This is a genomic window from Micrococcus sp. Mcc89, from assembly GCF_024519795.1.
In the GTDB taxonomy this organism is placed as follows: Bacteria; Actinomycetota; Actinomycetes; order Actinomycetales; family Micrococcaceae; genus Micrococcus; species Micrococcus luteus.
The window spans coordinates 37,485-57,327 of sequence record NZ_JALJRI010000117.1 but is presented as its reverse complement, the minus strand read 5'-3'; the positions used below and the strand labels follow the sequence as shown (position 1 = coordinate 57,327).

General features: G+C 73.0%; 18 protein-coding genes. 8 read left to right on the top strand and 10 right to left on the bottom strand.

The annotated features are described in order from the left end of the window. Nucleotides 1-105 precede the first annotated feature (105 nt). On the bottom strand, nt 106-1,497 hold the full coding sequence (dnaB, locus tag NR072_RS10905; RefSeq protein ID WP_061867481.1) for a replicative DNA helicase: 1,392 nt from the start codon (nt 1,495-1,497) through the stop codon (nt 106-108). A gap of 731 nt (nt 1,498-2,228) precedes the next feature. Here dnaB and NR072_RS10900 point away from each other — a divergent pair. Both NR072_RS10900 and NR072_RS10895 read left to right on the top strand, forming a co-directional pair. Further along, nucleotides 2,229-3,404 (top strand): CaiB/BaiF CoA-transferase family protein, encoded by a 1,176-nt coding sequence (locus tag NR072_RS10900; protein WP_061867480.1) that lies wholly within the window; start codon nt 2,229-2,231, stop codon nt 3,402-3,404. A 25-nt stretch (nt 3,405-3,429) separates the two neighbouring features. Beyond that, on the top strand, nt 3,430-4,656 hold the full coding sequence (locus tag NR072_RS10895) for an acyl-CoA dehydrogenase family protein (RefSeq protein WP_256837252.1): 1,227 nt from the start codon (nt 3,430-3,432) through the stop codon (nt 4,654-4,656). A gap of 15 nt (nt 4,657-4,671) precedes the next feature. On the opposite strand, the gene rimK is transcribed toward NR072_RS10895, so the two are convergent. Then, nucleotides 4,672-5,907, bottom strand: coding sequence for a 30S ribosomal protein S6--L-glutamate ligase (gene rimK, locus NR072_RS10890; RefSeq protein WP_061867479.1), 1,236 nt, complete (start codon nt 5,905-5,907; stop codon nt 4,672-4,674). A gap of 27 nt (nt 5,908-5,934) precedes the next feature. On the opposite strand from rimK, the gene NR072_RS10885 reads away from it, so the two are divergent. From NR072_RS10885 to NR072_RS10875, 3 genes are all read left to right on the top strand, one after another. After that, nucleotides 5,935-6,465 (top strand): ATP-dependent zinc protease, encoded by a 531-nt coding sequence (locus NR072_RS10885; protein ID WP_061867478.1) that lies wholly within the window; start codon nt 5,935-5,937, stop codon nt 6,463-6,465. Then, a complete protein-coding gene (locus tag NR072_RS10880) occupies nt 6,462-7,577 on the top strand; it encodes a succinylglutamate desuccinylase/aspartoacylase family protein (protein WP_061867477.1) in 1,116 nt (371 codons plus the stop codon). Before NR072_RS10885 ends, NR072_RS10880 begins: the two co-directional genes overlap by 4 nt. A 196-nt stretch (nt 7,578-7,773) precedes the next feature. Beyond that, on the top strand, nt 7,774-8,517 hold the full coding sequence (locus NR072_RS10875) for an MBL fold metallo-hydrolase (RefSeq protein ID WP_061867476.1): 744 nt from the start codon (nt 7,774-7,776) through the stop codon (nt 8,515-8,517). Between the two features lie 14 nt (nt 8,518-8,531). Here NR072_RS10875 and NR072_RS10870 read toward each other — a convergent pair whose 3' ends face one another. From NR072_RS10870 to rpsF, 5 genes are all read right to left on the bottom strand, one after another. Further along, the gene (locus NR072_RS10870) at nt 8,532-9,755 is read right to left on the bottom strand and encodes an MFS transporter (protein ID WP_236557177.1); all 1,224 of its coding nucleotides are present in this window, start codon (nt 9,753-9,755) and stop codon (nt 8,532-8,534) included. Nucleotides 9,756-9,858: 103 nt separating this feature from the next. Next, complete coding sequence (gene rplI, locus NR072_RS10865; protein WP_002857787.1) at nt 9,859-10,320, bottom strand: 50S ribosomal protein L9; 462 nt, start codon at nt 10,318-10,320, stop codon at nt 9,859-9,861. 28 nt (nt 10,321-10,348) lie between these two features. Further along, nucleotides 10,349-10,588 carry a 30S ribosomal protein S18 gene (rpsR, locus tag NR072_RS10860; RefSeq protein WP_002857788.1) on the bottom strand — a complete coding sequence of 80 codons (240 nt, stop codon included), beginning with the start codon at nt 10,586-10,588 and terminating at the stop codon, nt 10,349-10,351. Between the two features lie 230 nt (nt 10,589-10,818). Further along, complete coding sequence (locus NR072_RS10855) at nt 10,819-11,415, bottom strand: single-stranded DNA-binding protein (protein WP_044659956.1); 597 nt, start codon at nt 11,413-11,415, stop codon at nt 10,819-10,821. A gap of 132 nt (nt 11,416-11,547) precedes the next feature. Next, nucleotides 11,548-11,853 (bottom strand): 30S ribosomal protein S6, encoded by a 306-nt coding sequence (gene rpsF, locus NR072_RS10850; protein WP_061867474.1) that lies wholly within the window; start codon nt 11,851-11,853, stop codon nt 11,548-11,550. Between the two features lie 344 nt (nt 11,854-12,197). Here rpsF and NR072_RS10845 point away from each other — a divergent pair, with 344 nt between their 5' ends. Further along, complete coding sequence (locus tag NR072_RS10845; protein WP_157554107.1) at nt 12,198-12,764, top strand: hypothetical protein; 567 nt, start codon at nt 12,198-12,200, stop codon at nt 12,762-12,764. 64 nt (nt 12,765-12,828) lie between these two features. Here NR072_RS10845 and NR072_RS10840 read toward each other — a convergent pair whose 3' ends face one another. Next, nucleotides 12,829-14,316: a M18 family aminopeptidase gene (locus NR072_RS10840; RefSeq protein WP_061867472.1), complete on the bottom strand. Its 1,488-nt coding sequence runs from the start codon at nt 14,314-14,316 to the stop codon at nt 12,829-12,831. Between the two features lie 107 nt (nt 14,317-14,423). Between NR072_RS10840 and NR072_RS10835 the strand changes: the two genes are divergently transcribed. Continuing rightward, nucleotides 14,424-14,756, top strand: a complete 333-nt coding sequence (locus tag NR072_RS10835; protein WP_231862096.1) for a hypothetical protein — start codon at nt 14,424-14,426, stop codon at nt 14,754-14,756. Here the strand turns inward: NR072_RS10835 and NR072_RS10830 are convergent. Continuing rightward, the gene (locus tag NR072_RS10830) at nt 14,747-16,270 is read right to left on the bottom strand and encodes a glycosyltransferase family 87 protein (RefSeq protein WP_159833615.1); all 1,524 of its coding nucleotides are present in this window, start codon (nt 16,268-16,270) and stop codon (nt 14,747-14,749) included. The two genes, NR072_RS10835 and NR072_RS10830, sit on opposite strands and share 10 nt — an antisense overlap. A gap of 168 nt (nt 16,271-16,438) precedes the next feature. Here NR072_RS10830 and NR072_RS10825 point away from each other — a divergent pair, with 168 nt between their 5' ends. Next, nucleotides 16,439-17,524: an inositol-3-phosphate synthase gene (locus NR072_RS10825; protein ID WP_002857798.1), complete on the top strand. Its 1,086-nt coding sequence runs from the start codon at nt 16,439-16,441 to the stop codon at nt 17,522-17,524. Nucleotides 17,525-17,630: 106 nt separating this feature from the next. Here the strand turns inward: NR072_RS10825 and NR072_RS10820 are convergent, their stop codons facing one another. Next, nucleotides 17,631-19,769 carry an acyltransferase family protein gene (locus NR072_RS10820; protein WP_231862095.1) on the bottom strand — a complete coding sequence of 713 codons (2,139 nt, stop codon included), beginning with the start codon at nt 19,767-19,769 and terminating at the stop codon, nt 17,631-17,633. Nucleotides 19,770-19,843: the final 74 nt, after the last annotated feature.

Here is a 19,843-nt window from a genome sequence, read left to right as displayed (position 1 = left end):
TTGCACGTCACTGATGCCGTCAGTCGACACAGTGAGTGCCTCACTCGAGTGAGTGACAGGCTCTCTGCACTCACTGACGGGGCGGTTTTGCGTCAGTGACGGCCGTCAGAACCCGCCCGGGCCACCACCCGCATCACTCGCCAGGTTCGAGAACCGCGAATAATGCCCCTGGAACCCCACCACAATGGTCTTCGTCGGGCCGTTGCGGTGCTTGGCCACGATCAGGTCCGCCTCGCCGGCGCGCGGGGACTCCTTGTCGTACACGTCCTCGCGGTGGAGCAGGATCACCATGTCCGCGTCCTGCTCGATCGAGCCGGACTCACGCAGGTCGGACACCTGTGGCCGCTTGTCCGTCCTCTGCTCGGACCCACGGTTCAACTGGCTCAACGCGATCACCGGCACGTCGAGCTCCTTGGCCAGTAGCTTGAGGGCACGGGAGAACTCGGCGACCTCCTGCTGACGGGACTCGACCTTCTTGCCCGAGCTCATGAGCTGCAGGTAGTCCAGCACCACCATCTTGAGGTTGTTCTTCTGCTTGAGCCGCCGGCACTTGGCGCGGATCTCCATCATGGTCATGTTCGGGGAGTCGTCGATGAAGAACGGCGCCTCGTTCAGCCGCCCCACGGTCGCGGCGATCTTGGACCACTGGTCGTCCCGGATGGTGCCCTTGCGCAGGTCCTGGAGTGCGATCGTCGCCTCGGCGCTCAGGAGCCTCATGGCGATCTCGTTCTTGCCCATCTCGAGGCTGAAGAACACGGTGGCCATGTTGTGGTGGATGGCCGCGGCCCGCGCGAAGTCGAGCGCCAGCGTGGACTTGCCGACGGCGGGGCGTGCCGCGATCACGATCATCTGTCCGCCGTGCAGGCCCTGCGTCAGCTCGTCGAAGTCGTAGAAATCAGTGGGGACGCCGGTCAGGCCCTCCCCCTGGTTGCCGGCCGCCTCGATCTCGTCGACGGCGTGCTCCATGATCTCCGCGAGGCGCACGTAGTCCTCGGACTGGCGGTTCTCCGCCACCTTGTAGATCTCGGACTGCGCCTCGTTGACGATCTCCTCGACCTCACCGTCGCCCTGATACCCCAGCTGGGTGATCTTGGTGCCGGCGGTGACGAGGCGCCGCAGGACGGCCTTCTCCGCCACGATCGCCGCGTAGAAGCTCGCGTTGGCGGCGGTGGGCACGGACTGGATGAGCTCGTGCAGCACGGCGGGGCCGCCCACGCGGCTGAGCTCCTGGCGCTTGTTCAGCAGGTCCGCCACGGTGACGGCGTCCGCGGGCTCACCGCGGCCGTAGAGGTCGATGATCGCCTCGTAGATCATCTCGTGGCTCGGCCGGTAGAAGTCGTGGCCGCGCAACAGCTCCACCACGTCCGCGATCGCGTCCTTGGAGAGCATCATGCCGCCCAGCACCGAGCGCTCCGCCTCCAGGTCCTGGGGCGGCAGGAAGCGTTCAGAGGAACGGCCGCCGTCGTAGGAGCCCGAGTCTCCGTAGTTCTCAGTCAACGTCCGGAGACTCCCTTCCCACAGCCCGCACGACGGCGGCCCTCGCCGGTCTTCCCGGCCCTGATTCCTCTGTTGTCACCGCCCGTGCCGCCGCACCCTCCTGCAGGCGGACGATGCGACGGTCCCCGGGGCGACGGTCCGAGCGGATGCGCGCCTGTCAGTGGTCACCTGCGGCCAATACCCGCCCTCGCGTTGGGGATACCACGCGACACTACGCGCGCCGTGGAGGCCGGGCAACCGCGTTTCCCACAGGCCTTGTGGACAACGTGTGGATTCGGCGGCGTGTCGTGTGGATCGCCTGGGGACCACGCTGGGGACAACCGCGCGACCACTCCCAGAATCCGGCTCTGACCTGGGACGATGCGATCCCCAGAGTTGTGGAGGAAGATTCTCCACTTCCCCTTCGCTCCGGCCACCGGACTTGACAGCACCCTCGTTTGCGCCCTCATCACACCGCCTGGTACACGCCTATCCACACCGTCGTCCACACCCTCCACATCTGTGGACAACTCCTGTGGACAAGGTGCCCGGATCTGGGGACGGCGAAGTTGACAGCGTCTGCGCACGGCCCCGGGTCCTCCCCGTGCCCACCTCTCCCGGCCGCCCCGGACCGCCCGGCACCGATGACTCACGCACGTCAGTGACCCGCCCCAGAGTCATTGGACGGAACGCAAGCACGGTGCTTGGGTGGAACCCGTCGTCGTGTCGTCCGCCACAGTGAGGAGTCCGCCGTGCCCCCGGCCACCACCGCCCCCTCCCCGGCCTCGCTCCCCCTCGACGGCGTCCTCGTCGCCGACTTCTCCCGCGTCCTCGCCGGCCCGCTCGCCACCATGACGCTGGCGGACCTCGGGGCGCGCGTCATCAAGGTGGAGCACCCCGTGCGCGGCGACGACACCCGCGGCTGGGCCCCGCCCCGCTCGGCGACGGGCGCCACCTACTTCGAGTCCGTGAACCGCAACAAGGAGTCGGTCGGCTGGGACCTGAAGGACCCCGAGGACCAGCGGCGGGCCGCCGCCCTGGCCGCCCGGGCCGACGTCGTGGTCCACAACCTCAAGCCCGGCACCATGGAGCGCCTCGGTCTGGGCTACGACGACGTCGCGCGGGAGAACCCGTCCGTGGTCTACGCCGCCGTCTCCGGCTTCGGCGACCGCGAGGGCCGGGACCTGCCCGGCTACGACTTCATCGTCCAGGCCGCGGGCGGGCTCATGAGCATCACCGGCGAACCGGACGCCCCGATGAAGGCGGGCGTCGCCCTGGTGGACGTGCTCACGGCCAAGGACCTCACCGCCGGCGTGCTCGCCGCGCTGCTGCGCCGCGAGCGCACCGGAGAGGGCGCGCACCTGCGGCTGAACCTGCTCTCCTCGCTGCAGGGGGCGCTCGCCAACCAGGGCCAGGCCTGGCTCGGCGCCGACGTCGTCCCGCGGCGGATGGGCAACGACCACCCCTCGATCACCCCCTATCAGCTGCTGGCGTGCCGGGACGCGCCGCTCGCCGTCGCCATCGGCAACGACGCGCAGTTCCGCACCTTCGCCGCGGCCCTCGGCGTCCCCGGGCTCGCCGAGGACCCGCGCTTCACCACGAACACGGACCGGGTCGAGCACCGCGAGGAGCTGCGCGCCGCCCTGGAGGATGCGCTCTCGGCCGAGACGGCGGCCCACTGGCGGGACGTGCTGCAGGCCGAGCGGCTCCCGGTCGGCCTCGTGTCCACCGTCGCCGAGGGCGTTCAGCTGGCCGAGTCCCTCGGCCTCGAGCCGACCGTCGAGGTCCAGGACCGCTCCGGCGCCCCCGCCGGCCGGCAGTTCCGCCACCCGGTGCAGTGGGACCCGCCCGTCGCGCACCCGCGCCACGCGCCGCCCGCGCTCGGCGCGGACACGGCGGCCGTCAACACCTGGCTCGACACCCGCTGACCACCCCGCAGAGAGGACCCCCGCCATGACCACCCCGTTCCACGCCGAAGCCGACTCGTTCCTCGGCCGCGCCGACGTCGTCGGCCTGGACACCCTGTTCTCCGCCGAGGAGAAGGCCGTCGCGCTGCAGGTGCGCGGCTTCGTGGACGAGCACATCCGCCCGCACATCGCCCGCTGGTACGACGACGCCGTGTTCCCGCGCGAGATCGTCCCCGAGCTGGGCCGTCTCGGCGTGCTCGGCATGCCCTACGAGGGCCACGGCATGCCCGGCCGCTCGGCGGTGGAGTACGGCCTCGCCGCGCAGGAGCTCGAGGCCGGCGACTCCGGCCTGCGCACCTTCGTCTCCGTGCAGGGCTCGCTCGCGATGGGCGCGATCCACAAGCACGGCTCCGAGGAGCAGAAGGCGCAGTGGCTGCCGCGCATGACCGCCGGCGAGGCGGTCGGCTGCTTCGGCCTCACCGAGCCGGGCGCCGGCTCGGACCCGGCCTCCATGACGACGACGGCCCGCCAGGAGCCCGGCGGCGACTGGGTGCTCGACGGGGTCAAGCGGTGGATCGGGCTGGCCACGCTGGCCGACGTCGCGATCATCTGGGCGCAGACCGGCGAGCCCGGCGACGGGCGCGGGGTGCGCGGCTTCGTGGTCCCCACGGACACCCCCGGCTTCCGTGCCGAGGCGATCACCCAGAAGCTGTCCATGCGGGCCTCGGTGCAGTGCGAGATCCACCTCGACGGCGTGCGCCTGCCCGCCTCCGCGATGCTGCCGGCCGACTCCGCCGTCGGGCTCAAGGGCCCCTTCCAGTGCCTCAACGAGGCCCGCTACGGGATCATCTGGGGCGCGATGGGCGCCGCCCGCGACTCCTTCGACGCCGTCCTCGACTACGCGATGCAGCGGCGGCAGTTCGGGGTGCCGCTGGCCTCCCACCAGCTGACGCAGGCCAAGCTCGCGGACATGGCCGTGGCCATCGGCAAGGGCTACCTGCTGGCGCACCAGATCGGCCGCGCCAAGGACGCCGGCCCGCTCACCCCCGCCATGATCTCCGCCGGCAAGCTGGACAACTGCCGCGTGGCCATCGGCATCGCGCGGGAGGCCCGCGAGATGCTCGGCGGCAACGGCATCACCCTGGAGCACTCGCCGCTGCGGCACGCGAACAACCTCGAGTCCGTGCGCACCTACGAGGGCACGGACGAGGTCCACCAGCTCACGCTCGGCCGGCACCTCACGGGCATCGGCGCGTTCGCCCCGGCCCGCTGAGCCCCGCCCCCGGGCTCAGGCGTCGTCGGCGGGCGCCTCGGGCGCCGGGGCCTCCTCGGCGACGGAGGCGAGGATCGGGGTGGCCGGCAGCTTCCGCACGCGCTTGGGGCGGCGGGCGCGGGCGGGGATGAGGGCGCGCATGTTCTCGGTCTTGCCGAAGCAGAGCAGCCGGTCGCCCTCCTCGAGGACCTTGGTGTCCGCGGGGTTGGGGAACACGGAGGTGCCGCGGTGCAGGGTGAGCACCTGCAGGTCCTTCGCGAGCAGCCCGGAGTCCTCGATGGACTGGCCCACCCAGCCGGAGCCGGCGTGCACGGTGATCTCACCGACCCCGTACCCGGTGGACACGGCCAGGCGCTGGCGCACGTCGATGTCCGGGAAGCCGGCCTGGTCCGCCACGTAGTCGATGATCGCGCCGGCCACGTCCAGGTCCGTGGCGGCCTCGATGCCCTGCAGCCCCGGGGAGGAGTTCACCTCCATGACCAGCGGGCCGTGCTCGCCCTCGAGCATGTCCACGCCGGCCACGCGCAGGCCCATGATGTGGGCTGCCCGCACGGCGGTCTCCGCGTACTCGGGCGAGAGCTCGACGCGCTCCACGGTGCCGCCGCGGTGCACGTTGGAGCGGAACTCGTCCCCCTGGGCCCGGCGGCGCATCGCGGCCACCACGCGGTCCCCCACCACGAGCGCGCGGATGTCCGTGCCCTTGGACTCCTCCACGAACCGCTGGATGAGCACCTGCTGGTTGGTGCCGTGCAGCGTCTCGATGATCGCCTCGGCCACCTTCTTGGTCGGCGCCAGGATCACGCCGATGCCCTGGGTGCCCTCGAGCAGCTTGATCACCACGGGCGCCCCGCCCACCATGTCGATCGCCGTGGACACCTCGCCGCGGTTGCGCACGAACACGGTGGCGGGCATGTCGATCTCATGGCGGGAGAGGATCTGGGTGGCCCGCAGCTTGTCCCGCGAGTTCATGATCCCGGCGGCCGTGTTCGGCGTGTAGACGTCCATCTGCTCGAACTGGCGCACCACGGCGGTGCCGAAGTAGGTCACCGAGTTGCCGATGCGCGGCAGCACGGCGTCATAGCCGGAGAGGGGGCGGCCACGGAACATCAGATCGGGCTCGTCCGAGCTGAGGTCGATCCCGAAGCGTAGGGTGTCCAGGACCTTCACCTCGTGGCCGCGCTCGAGCGCCGCGGTCTTGAGCCGCTGCGTCGAGTAGGCGCGCAGGGAACGGGAGAGGATGGCGAGCTTCATGACCGCTTTCCTGGGAGGATGAGGGGCGTGTCTGAATCTAAGCACACGGCCCCGGCCCCCCACGGCGCGCCCGCCACCGACGACGGCGCCGCTCGCCCGGGTCTGGTGGGCTGGCGCGAATGGGTCGGCCTGCCCGCCGCCCACACCCCCTGGATCAAGGCCAAGATCGACACCGGCGCCCGCACCTCGGCGCTCCACGCCTTCGGCATCGAGCGGTTCGCCCGCGACGGCGCCGCGTGGGTCCGGTTCGAGGTGCACCCGTGGCAGACCTCGGCGGCGGACGCGCGGACGGCCGAGCTGCCGGTGGCCGACCTGCGCACGGTCCGCTCCTCGAACGGCGAGGCGCAGGAGCGCGTCGTCGTCGTGATGCCGCTGACCCTGGCCGGCCGCACGATCGAGGCGGAGGTGACCCTGACCCACCGGGACGAGATGGGCTTCCGCATGCTCGTGGGGCGCACCGCGCTGGCCGCCGGCGGCCTCCTCGTGGACCCCGCCGCCTCGTACGTGGGCGGGCAGCCGCCGCGCGGCGTGCGCCGCCGGAACCGGGGACGCGCATGAGCCCTCGCCCCGCCCGCGCCCCCTTCGCGTTCGGCGGGGTCGAGGTGGCGGCAGGCCGCCGCCACGAGCTGTCCCTGCCGATCTCCCAGCTCGTCACCGGCGCGGACGTCACCCTGCCCGTGCACGTGCTGCACGGCCGCGAGGACGGGCCCACCGTGTGGGTCTCCGCCGCGATCCACGGGGACGAGGTGGCCGGCGTCGAGATCGTCCGCCGCGTCCTGGAGCGGCTGCAGCCCAAAAACCTGCGCGGCACCCTGCTGGCCGTGCCCATCGTCAACGTGCTCGGCGTGATGGCCGGAGACCGCTACCTGCCGGACCGCCGCGACCTGAACCGCTCCTTCCCCGGCTCCGCCCGAGGCTCGCTGGCCTCGCGCATCGCGCACCTGATGATGACCGAGGTGATCGGCCGCTGCACCGTGGGCATCGACCTGCACACCGGCGCGGACCGCCGCTCCAACCTGCCGCAGATCCGGTGCGACCTGGAGGACCCCCAGACCCGCGCGCTCGCGGAGGCGTTCGGCGCGCCCGTGCTCTTCCACGCCCGCCTGCGGGACGGCTCCCTGCGCGCCGCGGCCCGCGAGACCGGCGCGCGCGTGCTGCTCTACGAGGCCGGTGAGGCCTGGCGGTTCGACGAGTACGCGATCGCCCCCGGCGTGGACGGGGTCCTGCGCGTGCTCGCCGCCCTGGACATGGTGGACCCCGCGGACGTCGGGCTCACCGAGCCCGGGCCGGACGCCGTCGTCGACGCCCCCGGTCCGCTGCCCGGCGAGGTCCCCGAGGAGCGGACCACGGACGTGCCCGAGGCGACCGACGCCACCGGCGAGGACACCGCCGCCGTGCACCCCGACGTCGTCGACGGCGAGCAGGACGCCCCGTACCTGGTGTGGCAGTCCACGTGGGTGCGCGCCCGCGCGGACGGCCTCGTGCACCTGGACGTCGCGCTCGGCGAACGCGTGAGCGCCGGGGACCGGATCGGCGCGCTCTACAACTCGTTCGGCCGCCGCCTCGCGCACGTGAAGGCCGAGCTGACCGGCGTGGTCATCGGCCGCACCGAGGCACCCCTGGTGCACCGCGGCGACGCCCTCGTGCACATCGGGGGATGGGACGCGTGAGCAGCCCCACGACGACGGCGGCCCCGGCCCCGCCCGCGCGCTGACCCGGGGCCGCGGGGCGCCGTCGTCGGGCGGCGCGGGACGCTGAGCCCTATCGCGGCCACGTGCGCCGATGCTCCACTGGGGGTTCGAACCGCCCGCCGAGGCCCTCGCCGGGCCGGCGGTGCGACCCGCCCACCGTCCTGGAGGTTCCGTCATGACCGCCCGTCCCGTCGCCCCCGGCATCCACCTCGTCCAGCACGCGAACGTGAACTGCTACCTCATCGAGGACACGGACGGGCTGACCCTCGTGGACGCCGGCCTGCCCGCCGTGTGGCGTCCGCTGGGGCACGCCGTGCGCGCGCTCGGGCATCGCCCGGAGGACATCAAGGCCCTCGTGCTCACGCACGCGCACTTCGACCACGTCGGTGCCGCGCGTCGCCTCGTGGAACGGCTGGGGGTCCCGGTGTACGCCCACCGCGCCGAGCACTACCTCGCCGCCCATCCCTACTCCTACGCGCACGAGAACCCGCGCGCGCTCTACCCCCTCCGCCACCCGGCCGCGCTGCCGATCCTGGGCTCGATGGTGGCCGCCGGGGTGTTCGCGGTGAAGGGCGTCAGGGCGACGGCCGAGCTCACCCCGGGGGAGACGGTGCCCGTCCCCGGGCGCCCCGTGGTGGTGCCGAGCCCGGGCCACACGCACGGCCACTGCGCCCTGCACCTGCCCGACCGGGACGTCCTCATCTCCGGCGACGCCCTCGTCACCCTGGACCCCTACACCGGCCGCCGCGGCCCGCGCATCATCGCCGGGGCCGCGACCGCCGACAGCGGCCTCGCCCTGCGCTCGCTGGACGCCCTCGCCGCGACGGGGGCCGGCACGGTCCTGCCCGGTCACGGCGAGCCGTGGCACAGCGGCGTCGCGAGCGCCGTCGAGGAGGCGCGCCGGCACGGGCCCGCCTGAGCGCGCCGGCCCGCTCAGGCCGGGGACGGGCGCCGGGCGATGGCCCGGCCGCCGTGCACGAGCCGGTAGTAGAGCAGCAGCGCCACCCCGACCCCGCCGGAGAACAGGTACATCACCGGGATCCCGACGGCGGCCACCACCGCGCCGAGCACCATGGGGCCGAGGCCGGTGCCGAGGTCCAGGAGCAGGAAGAACGTGCCCGTGGCGACGCCGATCTCGGTGGGCCGGACCACCTTGATCGCGATGGTCTGGAACACGCTCACCACGGGCCCGTAGGTCAGCCCCAGCAGGGCGCCGGCCACGAGCATGCCCGCCGGCTCCCGCCACAGCGCCAGCACCGCGTAGGAGACGGCCATGCCCGCGAGGATCGGGTAGACGACGGCGTTGTCCCCGTGCCGGTCGTGCAGCACGCCCAGGACGGCGCGGCCCACGATGGTGCCCGCGGCGAAGAGCAGGAAGAACAGGCTCGGCACCATCGCCGGGTAGCCCTGCTGCTGCGCGAACGTGGCCATGAACGCGAGGATGCCGCCGTACATGAACCCGGAGGCCAGGGCCACGCCCGCCGCCGGCGCCACCTCCGCGGAGAACACGTCCGCCCGGTGCAGCCGGAACCGGCCCGTCAGCGGCGGCTCGGGCACGCGCAGGAACAGGGCGATCAGCAGGGCCATGCCCGTGAAGCCGATGCACGCCCAGAACAGGGCGTCGTAGCCGACGGTGGTGCTCAGCTGCAGGGCCACCATCGGTCCGACGGCGCCCGCGAGCGTCATGGACGTGGAGAACCAGCCGGTGCCCTCGGAGCGGCGCACGGGCGGGACGATCCGCTGCACGGCCGTGGCCAGCACGGTGCCGGCCGCGCCGAAGCACATGCCGTTGAGCAGCCGCACCGCGGTCAGCGTGGCCAGGGAGTCCGCCCAGAGGTACGCCGCCGTCGTGAGGACGTAGCAGGCCAAGGCGACGAGCAGGACCCGCCGCCGCCCCCACGCGAAGGTGGTGGGCGTCGTCGTCATGCGGGTGAGGACCGCGCCCAGCACGAACGCCCCCACCACGACGCCGGCCTCCGCGTCCGACGCGCCGAAGGACGTGACGGCGTAGAGCGCCATCGCGGTCATGAGCGTGTAGAAGATCATCGCCACGAACAGGTAGGTGGCGCTGACGAGGATGAACGGGCGCGTCCACAGTGGCGGGCGCGGGGCCGCCGTCGAGCCGGCGGGGTCGGAGGGCGGTGGGGCGGAGGGCATGATCTCCATGTTCCCCCACGGCACGAGGCCCCGGCCCGCTCGTGAAGAGCGGACCGGGGCCTCGGGTGCGCGTCGCGGGCGCGACGGGCTCAGAAGCGGTTGATCACTTCTTGGCCTTGGCGGCCACGACCTGCAGCTGGACGGTCGCGATGACGTCCTCGTGCAGGCGGACCTGGGCCTCGTGGTTGCCCACGGACTTGATGTGCGCCGGCAGGGTGATCGAGCGCTTGTCCACGGAGCCGAGGCCGGCGGCCTCGATCGCCTCGGCGACGTCGGCGGTCTGGACGGCGCCGAACAGGCGACCCTCCGCACCGGCGGTGCGCTCGAGCTTCACGGTGGCGGACTGGAGCTGCGCGGCCTGGGCCTGCGCGTCCTCCAGGTTCGCCACGGCGCGGGCCGCGCGGGCCTTCTGCAGGGACTCGACCTGCTTCTCCCCGCCCTTGGTCCACACGGTGGCGAAACCGCGCGGGAGCAGGTAGTTGCGGGCGTACCCGTTCTTGACCTCGACCACGTCACCGGAGGTGCCGAGACCGGCCACTTCCTGGGTCAGGATGAGCTTTGCCATCTGGGTGTTCCTTCCTTCGCTCGCTCGATCAGCCGCGGCCGGCGCCGGCGTAGGGCAGCAGGGCCACCTCGCGGGCGTTCTTGACGGCCTGGGCGATCTTGCGCTGCTCCTGGACGGTCACGCCGGTCACGCGACGGGCACGGATCTTCCCGCGGTCGGAGATGAACTTGCGCAGCAGGGCCACGTCCTTGTAGTCGATCTCGGTGATCTTGGCGGCCTTGAGCGGGTTGGACTTCGGTTTGGGCTTGCGGAGTTCAGCCTTCGCCATCGTGGTGCTCCTTCAGAGTTCTCTGGAGCCCGCAGAACGGTTCTGCGGGATGGGATCACGCGACGTCCCGTGCCGGGCACGGGGCCGTGTGCAGTGCGGCCCGGCGGTGCCGGGTCGCGGGTGGGATGGGCCGCCGGGGCGGCCCTCCGGGCGAGGTGCGCCCGGACGGAGAGGTCCGTGGTGTTCCGTGTCCGTCGCGGCCGTGGGGGCCGCGCCCGGTCAGCGCAGGATCAGAACGGGGGCTCGTTGGAGGACGGGGTGTCCCATCCGCCGCCACCGCCGCCGGACCAGGGGTCCTGCGGCGCGGCCTGGCCGCCGCCCTGCTGCTGGCCGCCCCAGCCGCCGCCCTGCTGGGCGCCGCCGAAGCCGCCGTCGTTGTTCCCCCCGAAGCCGCCGCCGGCCGGGGCGCCGCCGAAGCCGCCCCCCTGCTGGCCGCCGCCGAAGCCACCGCCGCCGCCGCCGCGCTGGGCGCGGGTGACCTTGGCCGTGGCGAACCGCAGCGCCGGGCCGACCTCGTCCACGTCCAGCTCCCAGCTGGTGCGACGATTGCCGTCCCGGTCGTCGTAGGAGCGCGCCCTGAGGCGGCCCTGCACGATCACGCGCATGCCCTTGGTCAGCGACTCCGCCACGTTCTCCGCAGCCTCGCGCCAGACCGAGCAGCGCAGGAACAGCGCTTCGCCGTCCTTCCACTCGTTGGTCTGACGGTCGAACGTGCGGGGCGTGGACGCGACGGTGAAGTTCGCGACGGCCGCGCCGTTCGGGGTGAAGCGCAGCTCCGGGTCGGCGGTGAGGTTGCCGACCACGGTGATGACGGTCTCGCCTGCCATGGTCACTCCTGTCTTCGGGGGTTCTGCCGGTCAGTGACCGGATCCGAGGATCCGGGACTGCTCAGCGGGGTTCCGGTGGGGGCGTCGGGGACTGATCCGATGCTCTCAGACCCTCCGGACACGGTACGAGGATCACTCAGCGGTGATCTTCTGCTCCTCCGGACGGATGATCTTGGTGCGCAGGATCGTCTCGTTGAGGTTCAGCAGACGGTCCAGCTCCTGGGTGGCGGCCGGCTCCGACTGGAAGTTGACGACCACGTAGATGGCCTCGGACTTCTTCTGGATCTCGTAGGCGGTCTTGCGGCGACCCCACACGTCGACGTTGTCGACGGTGCCGCCGGCGTTCGTGACGACCTCGAGGTACTTCTTCAGGGTCGGCTCCACGGTGCGCTCGTCGACCTCAGGGTCGATCAGCACCATCAGCTCATAAGCACGCATGCGAACCCACCTCCTCTGGGCTTGCGGCCGCGGTCTCTCCGCGGCAGGAGGTTCTGCGTTCTCCCCTTACGCATGCATCCGCACTCTTCGGCGGCACGCAGGGGATCCCGTCAAGAATACCAGCACTGCGCCTCCGCAGATGAGGTGCCACCCCTAGGGGGCCGTGGGGTGGCCGGGGCTTGCCCTCGGTCGACGACGACGTACCTTGGAAGGAGGACACACATCCTGTGTCACACCCCTCTCACGTTTCGGAGCATCCCATGTCAGAGTCCACGTCGGCAGCGCCCCAGCCGTCCCAGTCCGTCCCCTCCCGCCGCCGAGTCGCCAGCAGCCTCGCGTGGGCGGTGCCGACCGTCGTCGCCGCCGCCGCTGCCCCCGCCGAGGCGGCCAGCCCTCTCCCGCGGATCGACCGCGTGTTCCGGGTCACCCGCGGCACCCAGGCAGCCGTGCCCGGCGCGTCGGTGTCGGAATGCCGCTCGGGTTCCCGCTTGAGCGTCACCACGGACGACGTCAACAACTACTACCGGATCGTCAATGTGCGCACCGGCTCCACGGTGACGAACGTGACCGCCTCCATCCTGGTGCAGAGGAGCGTGGTGGATGCGATGGCGCGGAACAGCAACCCCCTCACCTGGACGAACCACACGACAACAGACTGGAGCAACCCCGTCCTTGAGGTCTCCGGCACCACGCCGGCCGTGTACACCAACGACGGCATCGAGTACTACCGCTACTACAGCACGCTCAAGACCGCGGTACCCGCCCCCGTCTCAGGCACCATCACCCTGCCGCGCATCGGGTGGTACAGCAACTGCAGCACGGCCCTCGCCGGCGTGTCGGTCAACGGGCGCGGCTCCGCCGTCGTGAACGGCACGACCTTGGTCAATGTCGGCGGCTTTCGGACGGTGTGACCCCAGGCTCCGCCGGCTGACGCAGCCCCGCGCACGCCGCTCGCGGCGCCCCCCACGCGCAGCCTCACACCCCGCGGAAGAACTCCCGCACGGCCGCCGTCAGGTGCTCCACGTCCCGCACGCCGCACATCTCGCGCGCCGAGTGCATGGACAGCAGGCCCAGGCCCACGTCCACGGTCCGGATGCCCAGGCGGGTCGCCGAGATCGGGCCGATGGTGGAGCCGCAGGGGACGTCGTTGTGGGAGACGAACTCCTGGAACGGCACCCCCGCCACGCCGCACCAGCGGGCGAACGCGGCCTCACCCCCCGCGTCGGTGGCGTAGCGCTGGTTGGCGTTGATCTTCAGCAGCGGGCCGTGGTTCACGCGCGGGTGGTTCACGGGGTCGTGCCGCTCGGCGTAGTTCGGGTGCACCAGGTGGCCGGCGTCCGCGGACAGCAGCCAGGACCCCGCGATCGCCCGCGCCCGGCCCTGCCCGGCCACGCCGAGCGCCTCGAGCACGCGCCCCATGACCTCCTCGAGCAGCGGCCCGGCCGCCCCGGACCGCGACGCCGACCCCAGCTCCTCGTGGTCGAACGCGGCGAGCAGCGGGATCACCGGGGCGCCGGCCGCCTCACCGGCCACCCCGCCCGCGACGGTCCCCTCGTACGCGATCGCCCCCTCGGCGCCACCGTGCTCGCGCGCCAGCTCCTCGAGCGCCACGAGGCCCGCGTGCACCGAGCTCAGGTTGTCCAGCCGGCCCGACGCGAAGAACTCGCCCGCCAGCCCGAAGAGTCCGGGCGCCTGGGCGTCGGCCACCACGACGTCGTGCCCGCGCACCGCGGCCGGGTCCACGCCGGCGGCGGCCGCGAGCGCGGTCAGCACGTCACCGGGCACGCGGGCGGCCAGACCGTCGGCCTCCGCCTCGCCGGCGCCCTCGCCGCGCGGGGCGAGCGCCCCCACGACGGGGTTCGTGTGCCGCTGCCGCTTCAGCGTCAGCCCCTCGTTGACCTCGCGGTCCAGGTGGATGGCCAGCTGCGGGATGCGCCCCACGGGCCCGGTCGCGGCGAGCACCTGCGTGCCGTCGTCGAGGGCGAGACGCCCGGCGAACCGCAGCTCACGGTCCAGCCACGAGTTCAGCAGCGGGCCGCCGTACACCTCGACGCCGGCCTGCACCCAGCCGTCGGCCGTCACGGTGGCCGGGTTCGGCTTGAGCTTGAACCCCGGCGAGTCCGTGTGTGCGCCGAGCACGCGGAACACCGGCACGACGCCGGCGCTCTGCCCCGCCTCGTCCGGCCCGGCCGCGCGCGCCTCAGCACCCTCGTGGCGGCCCAGCGCCCCGGCACCCGTCGGCACGATCCAGGCCACCGCCGCGCCGTCGCGCACCACCACGTAGCCGCCCGGGGCCGACGGGAAGTCGACCGTCTCGTCCAGGCGGGTGAAGCCGACGGCCTCCAGGCGGCGTGCGACCTCCTCCGCGGCGTGGTAGCTGGAGGGCGAGGCGGTCACGAACTCGGCCAGGTCCCGCAGGTGGGCGGGCAGCTCGGCGACGGTGTCACGGGTCACGGGGGTCATGACCCGACCGTACCGCGCCCCACCATCCGTCCGACTACCCTGGCCCGAAAGCGGCCCCGGCCGCATCGCCCGCCCCGTCAGCGCAGGAGGAGCCCGCCGTGGACATCATGATCGCCGTCGCCGTGGGGGTCTTCCTCCTGGTGGCGTGGACCGTGGGCGGCTGGGCCATCGTGCGGATGGGCTTCACCCGGGACGGGGACGCGGCCCGCACCCCCGCCCACGACGACGGCGCCGCGCGTCCGGCGCACCCCGGCGCGGCCGCGGACCCGGCCACCGACCCCCACGTGATCTGGCGCGAGCAGATGAAGGCGGCCACGGCCGCCTCCGGGGCGCAGTGCGTCTGTCCGCCGCCGCCCCGCGAGGACGGCGCCGCCGAGGCGGGGACGACCGCGGCGCCGTCGTCCCCGGACTGCCCGATCCACCGCTGGGACTACGCCTGAACCGCGGCCGGCCGGTCTGAGCGCCCCCGGGCCGGGCCGGCGTACGCGCCGGCGAGCGGGTCGGCGTCCGGGTGGCCGCCGTGGTCGCGCTTCACGAGGTCCTCCGCCGGGTGCAGCATCTCCCACACGACGCGCCCGCACAGCCACAGCACCGCGAGCATGTGGGCAAGGATCGCGGCCACGTAGACGGAGTCGTCCATGGAGTGCTGCGGCGGGGTCTCGGCCACCCCCTTGGCCAGGTACATCCACACGGCGAAGAAGTGCAGCGCCTCCACCGTCTGCCACACCCAGAAGTCCCGCCAGCGCGGCAGGGCGAGCGCCAGGAGCGGGATCAGCCAGACCACGAACTGCGGTGAGTACACCTTGTTGGTGAGCACGAACGCCGCCACCACCAGGAACGTCAGCTGCGCCAGCCGCGGGGTGTGCCGCACCCGCACGCCGAGCACGAAGATCCCGAGGCAGCACACCGCGAAGGTGCCGTAGGCCAGCAGGGTGAGGGAGTCCTCCGGCACGAACGCCCACCCGGCCTGCGCGGCGGTCACGTCCCACGCGTGCCACACGCTGGACAGGCCCGGCCCGCGCTCGCCGGAGAAGGTGAAGAACACGGACCACGCCTGGAAGTTCACCGCCATGAGCGGCACGTTGACCGCCGCCCACGCCGCCACCGTGCCCCCGGCCGCGAGCAGGAACGGCCGCCACCGCCGCGAGCGCACCGCCAGGATCAGCAGCGGCCCCAGGATCAGCAGCGGATACAGCTTCATGGCCGCGCCGAGGCCGAACAGCACCCCCGCCGTCAGGGACCGGCCGCGCGACCACGCGTACATGCCGCACGCCAGCAGGGCCACGGCCCACAGGTCCCAGTTGATGGTGCCGGCCAGCACGATCCCCGGGGCCACGGCCACCATGAGCCCGTCCGTCCACCGGCGCCCCGCCATCCGGACGGTCAGCACCGCGACGACGGCCCACAGCACCACCACGAACCCGAGGTTCACGAGCCAGAACACCACCGTGCCCTGCTCCGGCGAGAACGGCAGCGCCTGCGTGATCCAGGCCGCCACCGAGCCCACGACGGACATCAGCACGGGGTACTCGAACGTGGAGCCCGCCCGGAACGGCGCCCAGGGGTCCGCCGCGAACCCGCGCCCGCCGTAGAGCGCGGCCCAGTCCGAGTAGCAGCCCGCGTAGTAGACGTCCGGGGCGCCCCAGCCGTGCAGCAGGCACGGCGACTTCTGCAGCACGGTCACGACGGCGGCCAGAGCCACCAGCAGCCCCGTCAGCGCCGCGGGCCCGGCCCAGGAGCCGGTCCCCCGTCCGGGGCCGTTCGCCGCGAGGCCGCCGGCGAGCTGGAAGCGGCCGCCGCGCTCGCCGGGGGCGGGCAGGGTCCCGGACGGTGCGCTGTCAGCGGAACGCCCGGCGGGGGCACCCGGGTCGGCCACGGCGTCGCACGGGGCGCCGTCCGCGGCGTGAGTAGGCGGCTCGCTGGGGGTCGCGGCATGCGCGGGGGCCGGTCTCATGCCCCCATCCTAGGAAGCCGCCCGGACACCGGACGGGCGGGGCCGCCGTCGTCGGTCGTAGACTGGCGGGGTTGATCCCCGGGTGAGCGCCCCGCCGAACGGTGTGGGCCCCCCTGCGCGCGCCGCGTGCCCGCACCCGTTCCGGACAGTCGAGGAGAGAACCAGACCGTGGCCACCAATCCCATCCGCGTCGCCATCGCCGGCGTGGGCAACTGCGCAACATCCCTCATCCAGGGTGTGGAGTACTACCGCGAGGCGAAGGCCACGGACACGGTCCCAGGCCTGATGCACGTGCAGTTCGGCGACTACCACGTGTCCGACCTCGAGTTCGTGGCCGCGTTCGACGTGGACGCGAAGAAGGTCGGCCTGGACCTGTCCGAGGCCATCACCGCCTCCGAGAACAACACCATCAAGATCGCGGACGTGCCCCACGCGGACGTCACCGTCCAGCGCGGCCCCACCCTGGACGGCCTCGGCAAGTACTACGCCGAGACCATCGAGGAGTCGGAGGCCGAGCCCGTGGACGTGGCCCAGGCCCTCCGCGACGCGGAGGTGGACGTGCTGGTCTGCTACCTGCCCGTCGGCTCGCAGCTGGCCACCGAGCACTACGCCCAGGCCGCGATCGACGCCGGCGTCGCGTTCGTGAACGCCCTGCCCGTGTTCATCGCCGGCACCCCGGAGTGGGCCGAGAAGTTCACCGCCGCGGGTGTGCCGATCGTGGGCGACGACATCAAGTCCCAGATCGGCGCCACCATCACCCACCGCGTGATGGCCAAGCTGTTCGAGGACCGCGGCGTCACCCTGGACCGCACCTACCAGCTCAACGTGGGCGGCAACATGGACTTCAAGAACATGCTCGAGCGTGAGCGCCTGGAGTCCAAGAAGATCTCCAAGACGCAGGCCGTCACCTCCAACACCTCCGCGCAGCTGGGCGAGAAGGACGTGCACATCGGCCCGTCCGACTACGTGGCCTGGCTCGACGACCGCAAGTGGGCGTTCGTGCGCCTCGAGGGCCGCAACTTCGGCGACGCCCCGGTCTCGCTCGAGTACAAGCTCGAGGTGTGGGACTCCCCCAACTCGGCCGGCGTGATCATCGACGCCGTGCGCGCCGCGAAGATCGCCCTGGACCGCGGCATCGGCGGCCCGATCCTCTCGGCCTCGTCCTACTTCATGAAGTCCCCGCCCGTGCAGCACAACGACGACGCGGCGCACGAGCTCGTGGAGGCCTTCATCCGCGGCGACATCGAGCGCTGACCCGCCCGGTCCCCGCGGACCGCGCACGACGCCGGCCCGTCACCCTCCCCGTGGAGGTGACGGGCCGGCGTCGTCGTGGGGGCGCGCGCCGCCCCGGCCACCGCGCTCAGCGCCGCGCGCCGAGCCGGTCCTCGATGGTGAGCCGGACGAGCTGGGCGTACATGGCCTGGCCGTCGGCGCGGGGGTGCACGCCGTCGGCGGAGAAGTCCGTGACGTGCTGCTTCGCCGCGGCGTCCCAGTCCGCCAGGACGATCCGGTCCGGGTGGGCCTTGGCCTGCGCCTCCATCTGCACCTGCACGTCCGCGATCCAGTCCATCGGGCCGTGCGGGACGACGAGCACGAGCAGCCGGTCCTCGCCGACGGCCGCCAGGATCTTCTCCCAGTCGCCCCGATGGGTGGTGCCGTTGGCGCCCAGGGCCACCACGACGACGTCGCTCAGCTGGCCGTCCGCCTTGAGCTTCTCGAGCTCGTCCGCGGCGTCCCAGATCTGGTAGCCCACCTCTGCCTCGAGCAGCATCCCCGGCAGCTGCTCCATGAGCGTGGGCGCGGCCGAGAGCGAGACGGAGTCGCCGATCAGGGTGACGTCCGGGCCGAGCTCGGACGGCGGCAGGGCCGCGGTGAGCTGCTCCTTGGAGTACGTGGGGCGCGTGACGGCCGGGTCGCCGAGCCCGAGCCCGGACGGCTCGGCGGACGATCCGGGCGAGGACGTCGCGCCGGCGGAGCTCTCCGCGTCCCCGGGGGCGGCCGAGCCGGGCGAGGCCGAGGCCGACGCCTCGGCCCGCTTCGACTGCTCCGCCGCGCGGGACTCGCGGGCCGCCTGCTGCGCCGCCTGGGCGGCCTTGAGGGACTCCTCCGCCTGGGCGATGTCCTGCTCGAGCTGGGTCTGCGCGGGCGAGTGCACCACGGCGGCCACGGCCGCCGTGGGGACGGCCACGAGCCCCAGCGCAGTGGCGGCGGCCGCGAGCCGGCCGATCGGCCCGGCCCCGCCCGTGAACGCCCGCCGCGCGGCCGCGCCCCAGCGGCCGAAGGCGCCCCTGAACCCCTCGTGGAGGATGGGCTCCTCGATCAGCCGGGTGCTCAGGTCGGCGATCAGGGCGGTCAGCAGCAGGATCGCGCCGGCGGCCACGGGCTCGACCCACCCGGGGGCGTCCACGGGCACCATCACGCGCATGATCACGAGCAGCGGCCAGTGCCACAGGTACGCGGCGTAGGAGCGGCGCCCCCACCAGCGCAGGAACCCGTTGCCCAGCGCGCGCGAGAGCGAGTCGCGCCGGTCGCCCTGCACCACGTGCCAGACGATGAACGCGACGACGGCGGACAGGCCCGCCAGCACTCCGCGGTACGTGCTCGCGTGGCCGCCGTCGACCAGGGCGAAGCCCGCCGCGAGCACCGCGACGGCGCCCCACGCGACAGCCACCCGCGTGGCCGAGGTCCGCGGCTCGGGGCCGCCGTGCTCGGGCCGGGGCACATGGGCCAGGCCGATCGCCACGCACGCGCCGAACAGCAGGCCGAAGGCGTGGGTGTCCGTGCCGAAGTAGAGGCGGGCCTGCTCGAACCCGTGCCACGAGCCCCAGGCCATCCACGCCGCGGAGGCCACGGCCGCGACCGCGACCGCGAGGATACGACGTCGGTCCGCCACCCGCCCCGAGTTCACCGTGCTGCGCGGCGGCCAGGTGAGCAGGAGCAGCCCCCAGAGGAGCAGGGGCCAGAGGATGTAGAACTGCTCCTCGATCGCCAGGGACCACAGGTGCTCGAACAGAGGCGGCGAGGCGCGGTTGAAGTAGTCCCCGCCCTCGAGGATCATCACCCAGTTGCTGGTGTAGGTCAGGGCGCCGAACCATTGGCGACCCAGGCCCGCGGGGAACTCGTCCACCGCCAGCCACGCGAGCGCGGTGGTGCCCACGAGCGCCATCAGCATGGCCGGGATGAGTCGTCGGACGCGCTTCATCCAGAAGGTGCCCAGCGCCACGCCCCGGCCCGCGTCCACACCGCGGACCAGGCCGGTGGTGATGAGGAAGCCGGAGAGCACGAAGAACATGTCCACGCCCACGAACCCGCCGCGCAGGAAGGTGGGCCAGGCGTGGAAGACGAGCACGGCGAGCACCGCGATCCCCCGCAGCCCGTCGAGGGCGGTCACCCGGCCGGGGCCGCGGCTGACCCGCGTGCCGACCTTGACGGCGGGCACGCCGTCCTGGGGCGACAGGGCATGGCGGGGCACGGGCGCGGTGCGCTGGTCGGAACTCACAGCGGTCGATCATTCCATCCCGACCTGGATGGGCCAAAGCCTCCGGCTATCCCCCACCCACCCACCGCGTTGGG

Bases quoted from the DNA above. Each gene is read 5' to 3' on its own strand.
- rpsF (WP_061867474.1), bottom strand. From the start codon at position 11,853: ATGCGTGCTTATGAGCTGATGGTGCTGATCGACCCTGAGGTCGACGAG.
- NR072_RS10875 (WP_061867476.1), top strand. From the start codon at position 7,774: ATGACCGCCCGTCCCGTCGCCCCCGGCATCCACCTCGTCCAGCACGCG.
- NR072_RS10895 (WP_256837252.1), top strand. From the start codon at position 3,430: ATGACCACCCCGTTCCACGCCGAAGCCGACTCGTTCCTCGGCCGCGCC.
- NR072_RS10855 (WP_044659956.1), bottom strand. From the start codon at position 11,415: ATGGCAGGCGAGACCGTCATCACCGTGGTCGGCAACCTCACCGCCGAC.
- rpsR (WP_002857788.1), bottom strand. From the start codon at position 10,588: ATGGCGAAGGCTGAACTCCGCAAGCCCAAACCGAAGTCCAACCCGCTC.
- NR072_RS10830 (WP_159833615.1), bottom strand. From the start codon at position 16,270: ATGAGACCGGCCCCCGCGCATGCCGCGACCCCCAGCGAGCCGCCTACT.
- rplI (WP_002857787.1), bottom strand. From the start codon at position 10,320: ATGGCAAAGCTCATCCTGACCCAGGAAGTGGCCGGTCTCGGCACCTCC.
- NR072_RS10835 (WP_231862096.1), top strand. From the start codon at position 14,424: ATGATCGCCGTCGCCGTGGGGGTCTTCCTCCTGGTGGCGTGGACCGTG.
- NR072_RS10880 (WP_061867477.1), top strand. From the start codon at position 6,462: ATGAGCCCTCGCCCCGCCCGCGCCCCCTTCGCGTTCGGCGGGGTCGAG.
- NR072_RS10870 (WP_236557177.1), bottom strand. From the start codon at position 9,755: ATGCCCTCCGCCCCACCGCCCTCCGACCCCGCCGGCTCGACGGCGGCC.
- NR072_RS10840 (WP_061867472.1), bottom strand. From the start codon at position 14,316: ATGACCCCCGTGACCCGTGACACCGTCGCCGAGCTGCCCGCCCACCTG.
- rimK (WP_061867479.1), bottom strand. From the start codon at position 5,907: ATGAAGCTCGCCATCCTCTCCCGTTCCCTGCGCGCCTACTCGACGCAG.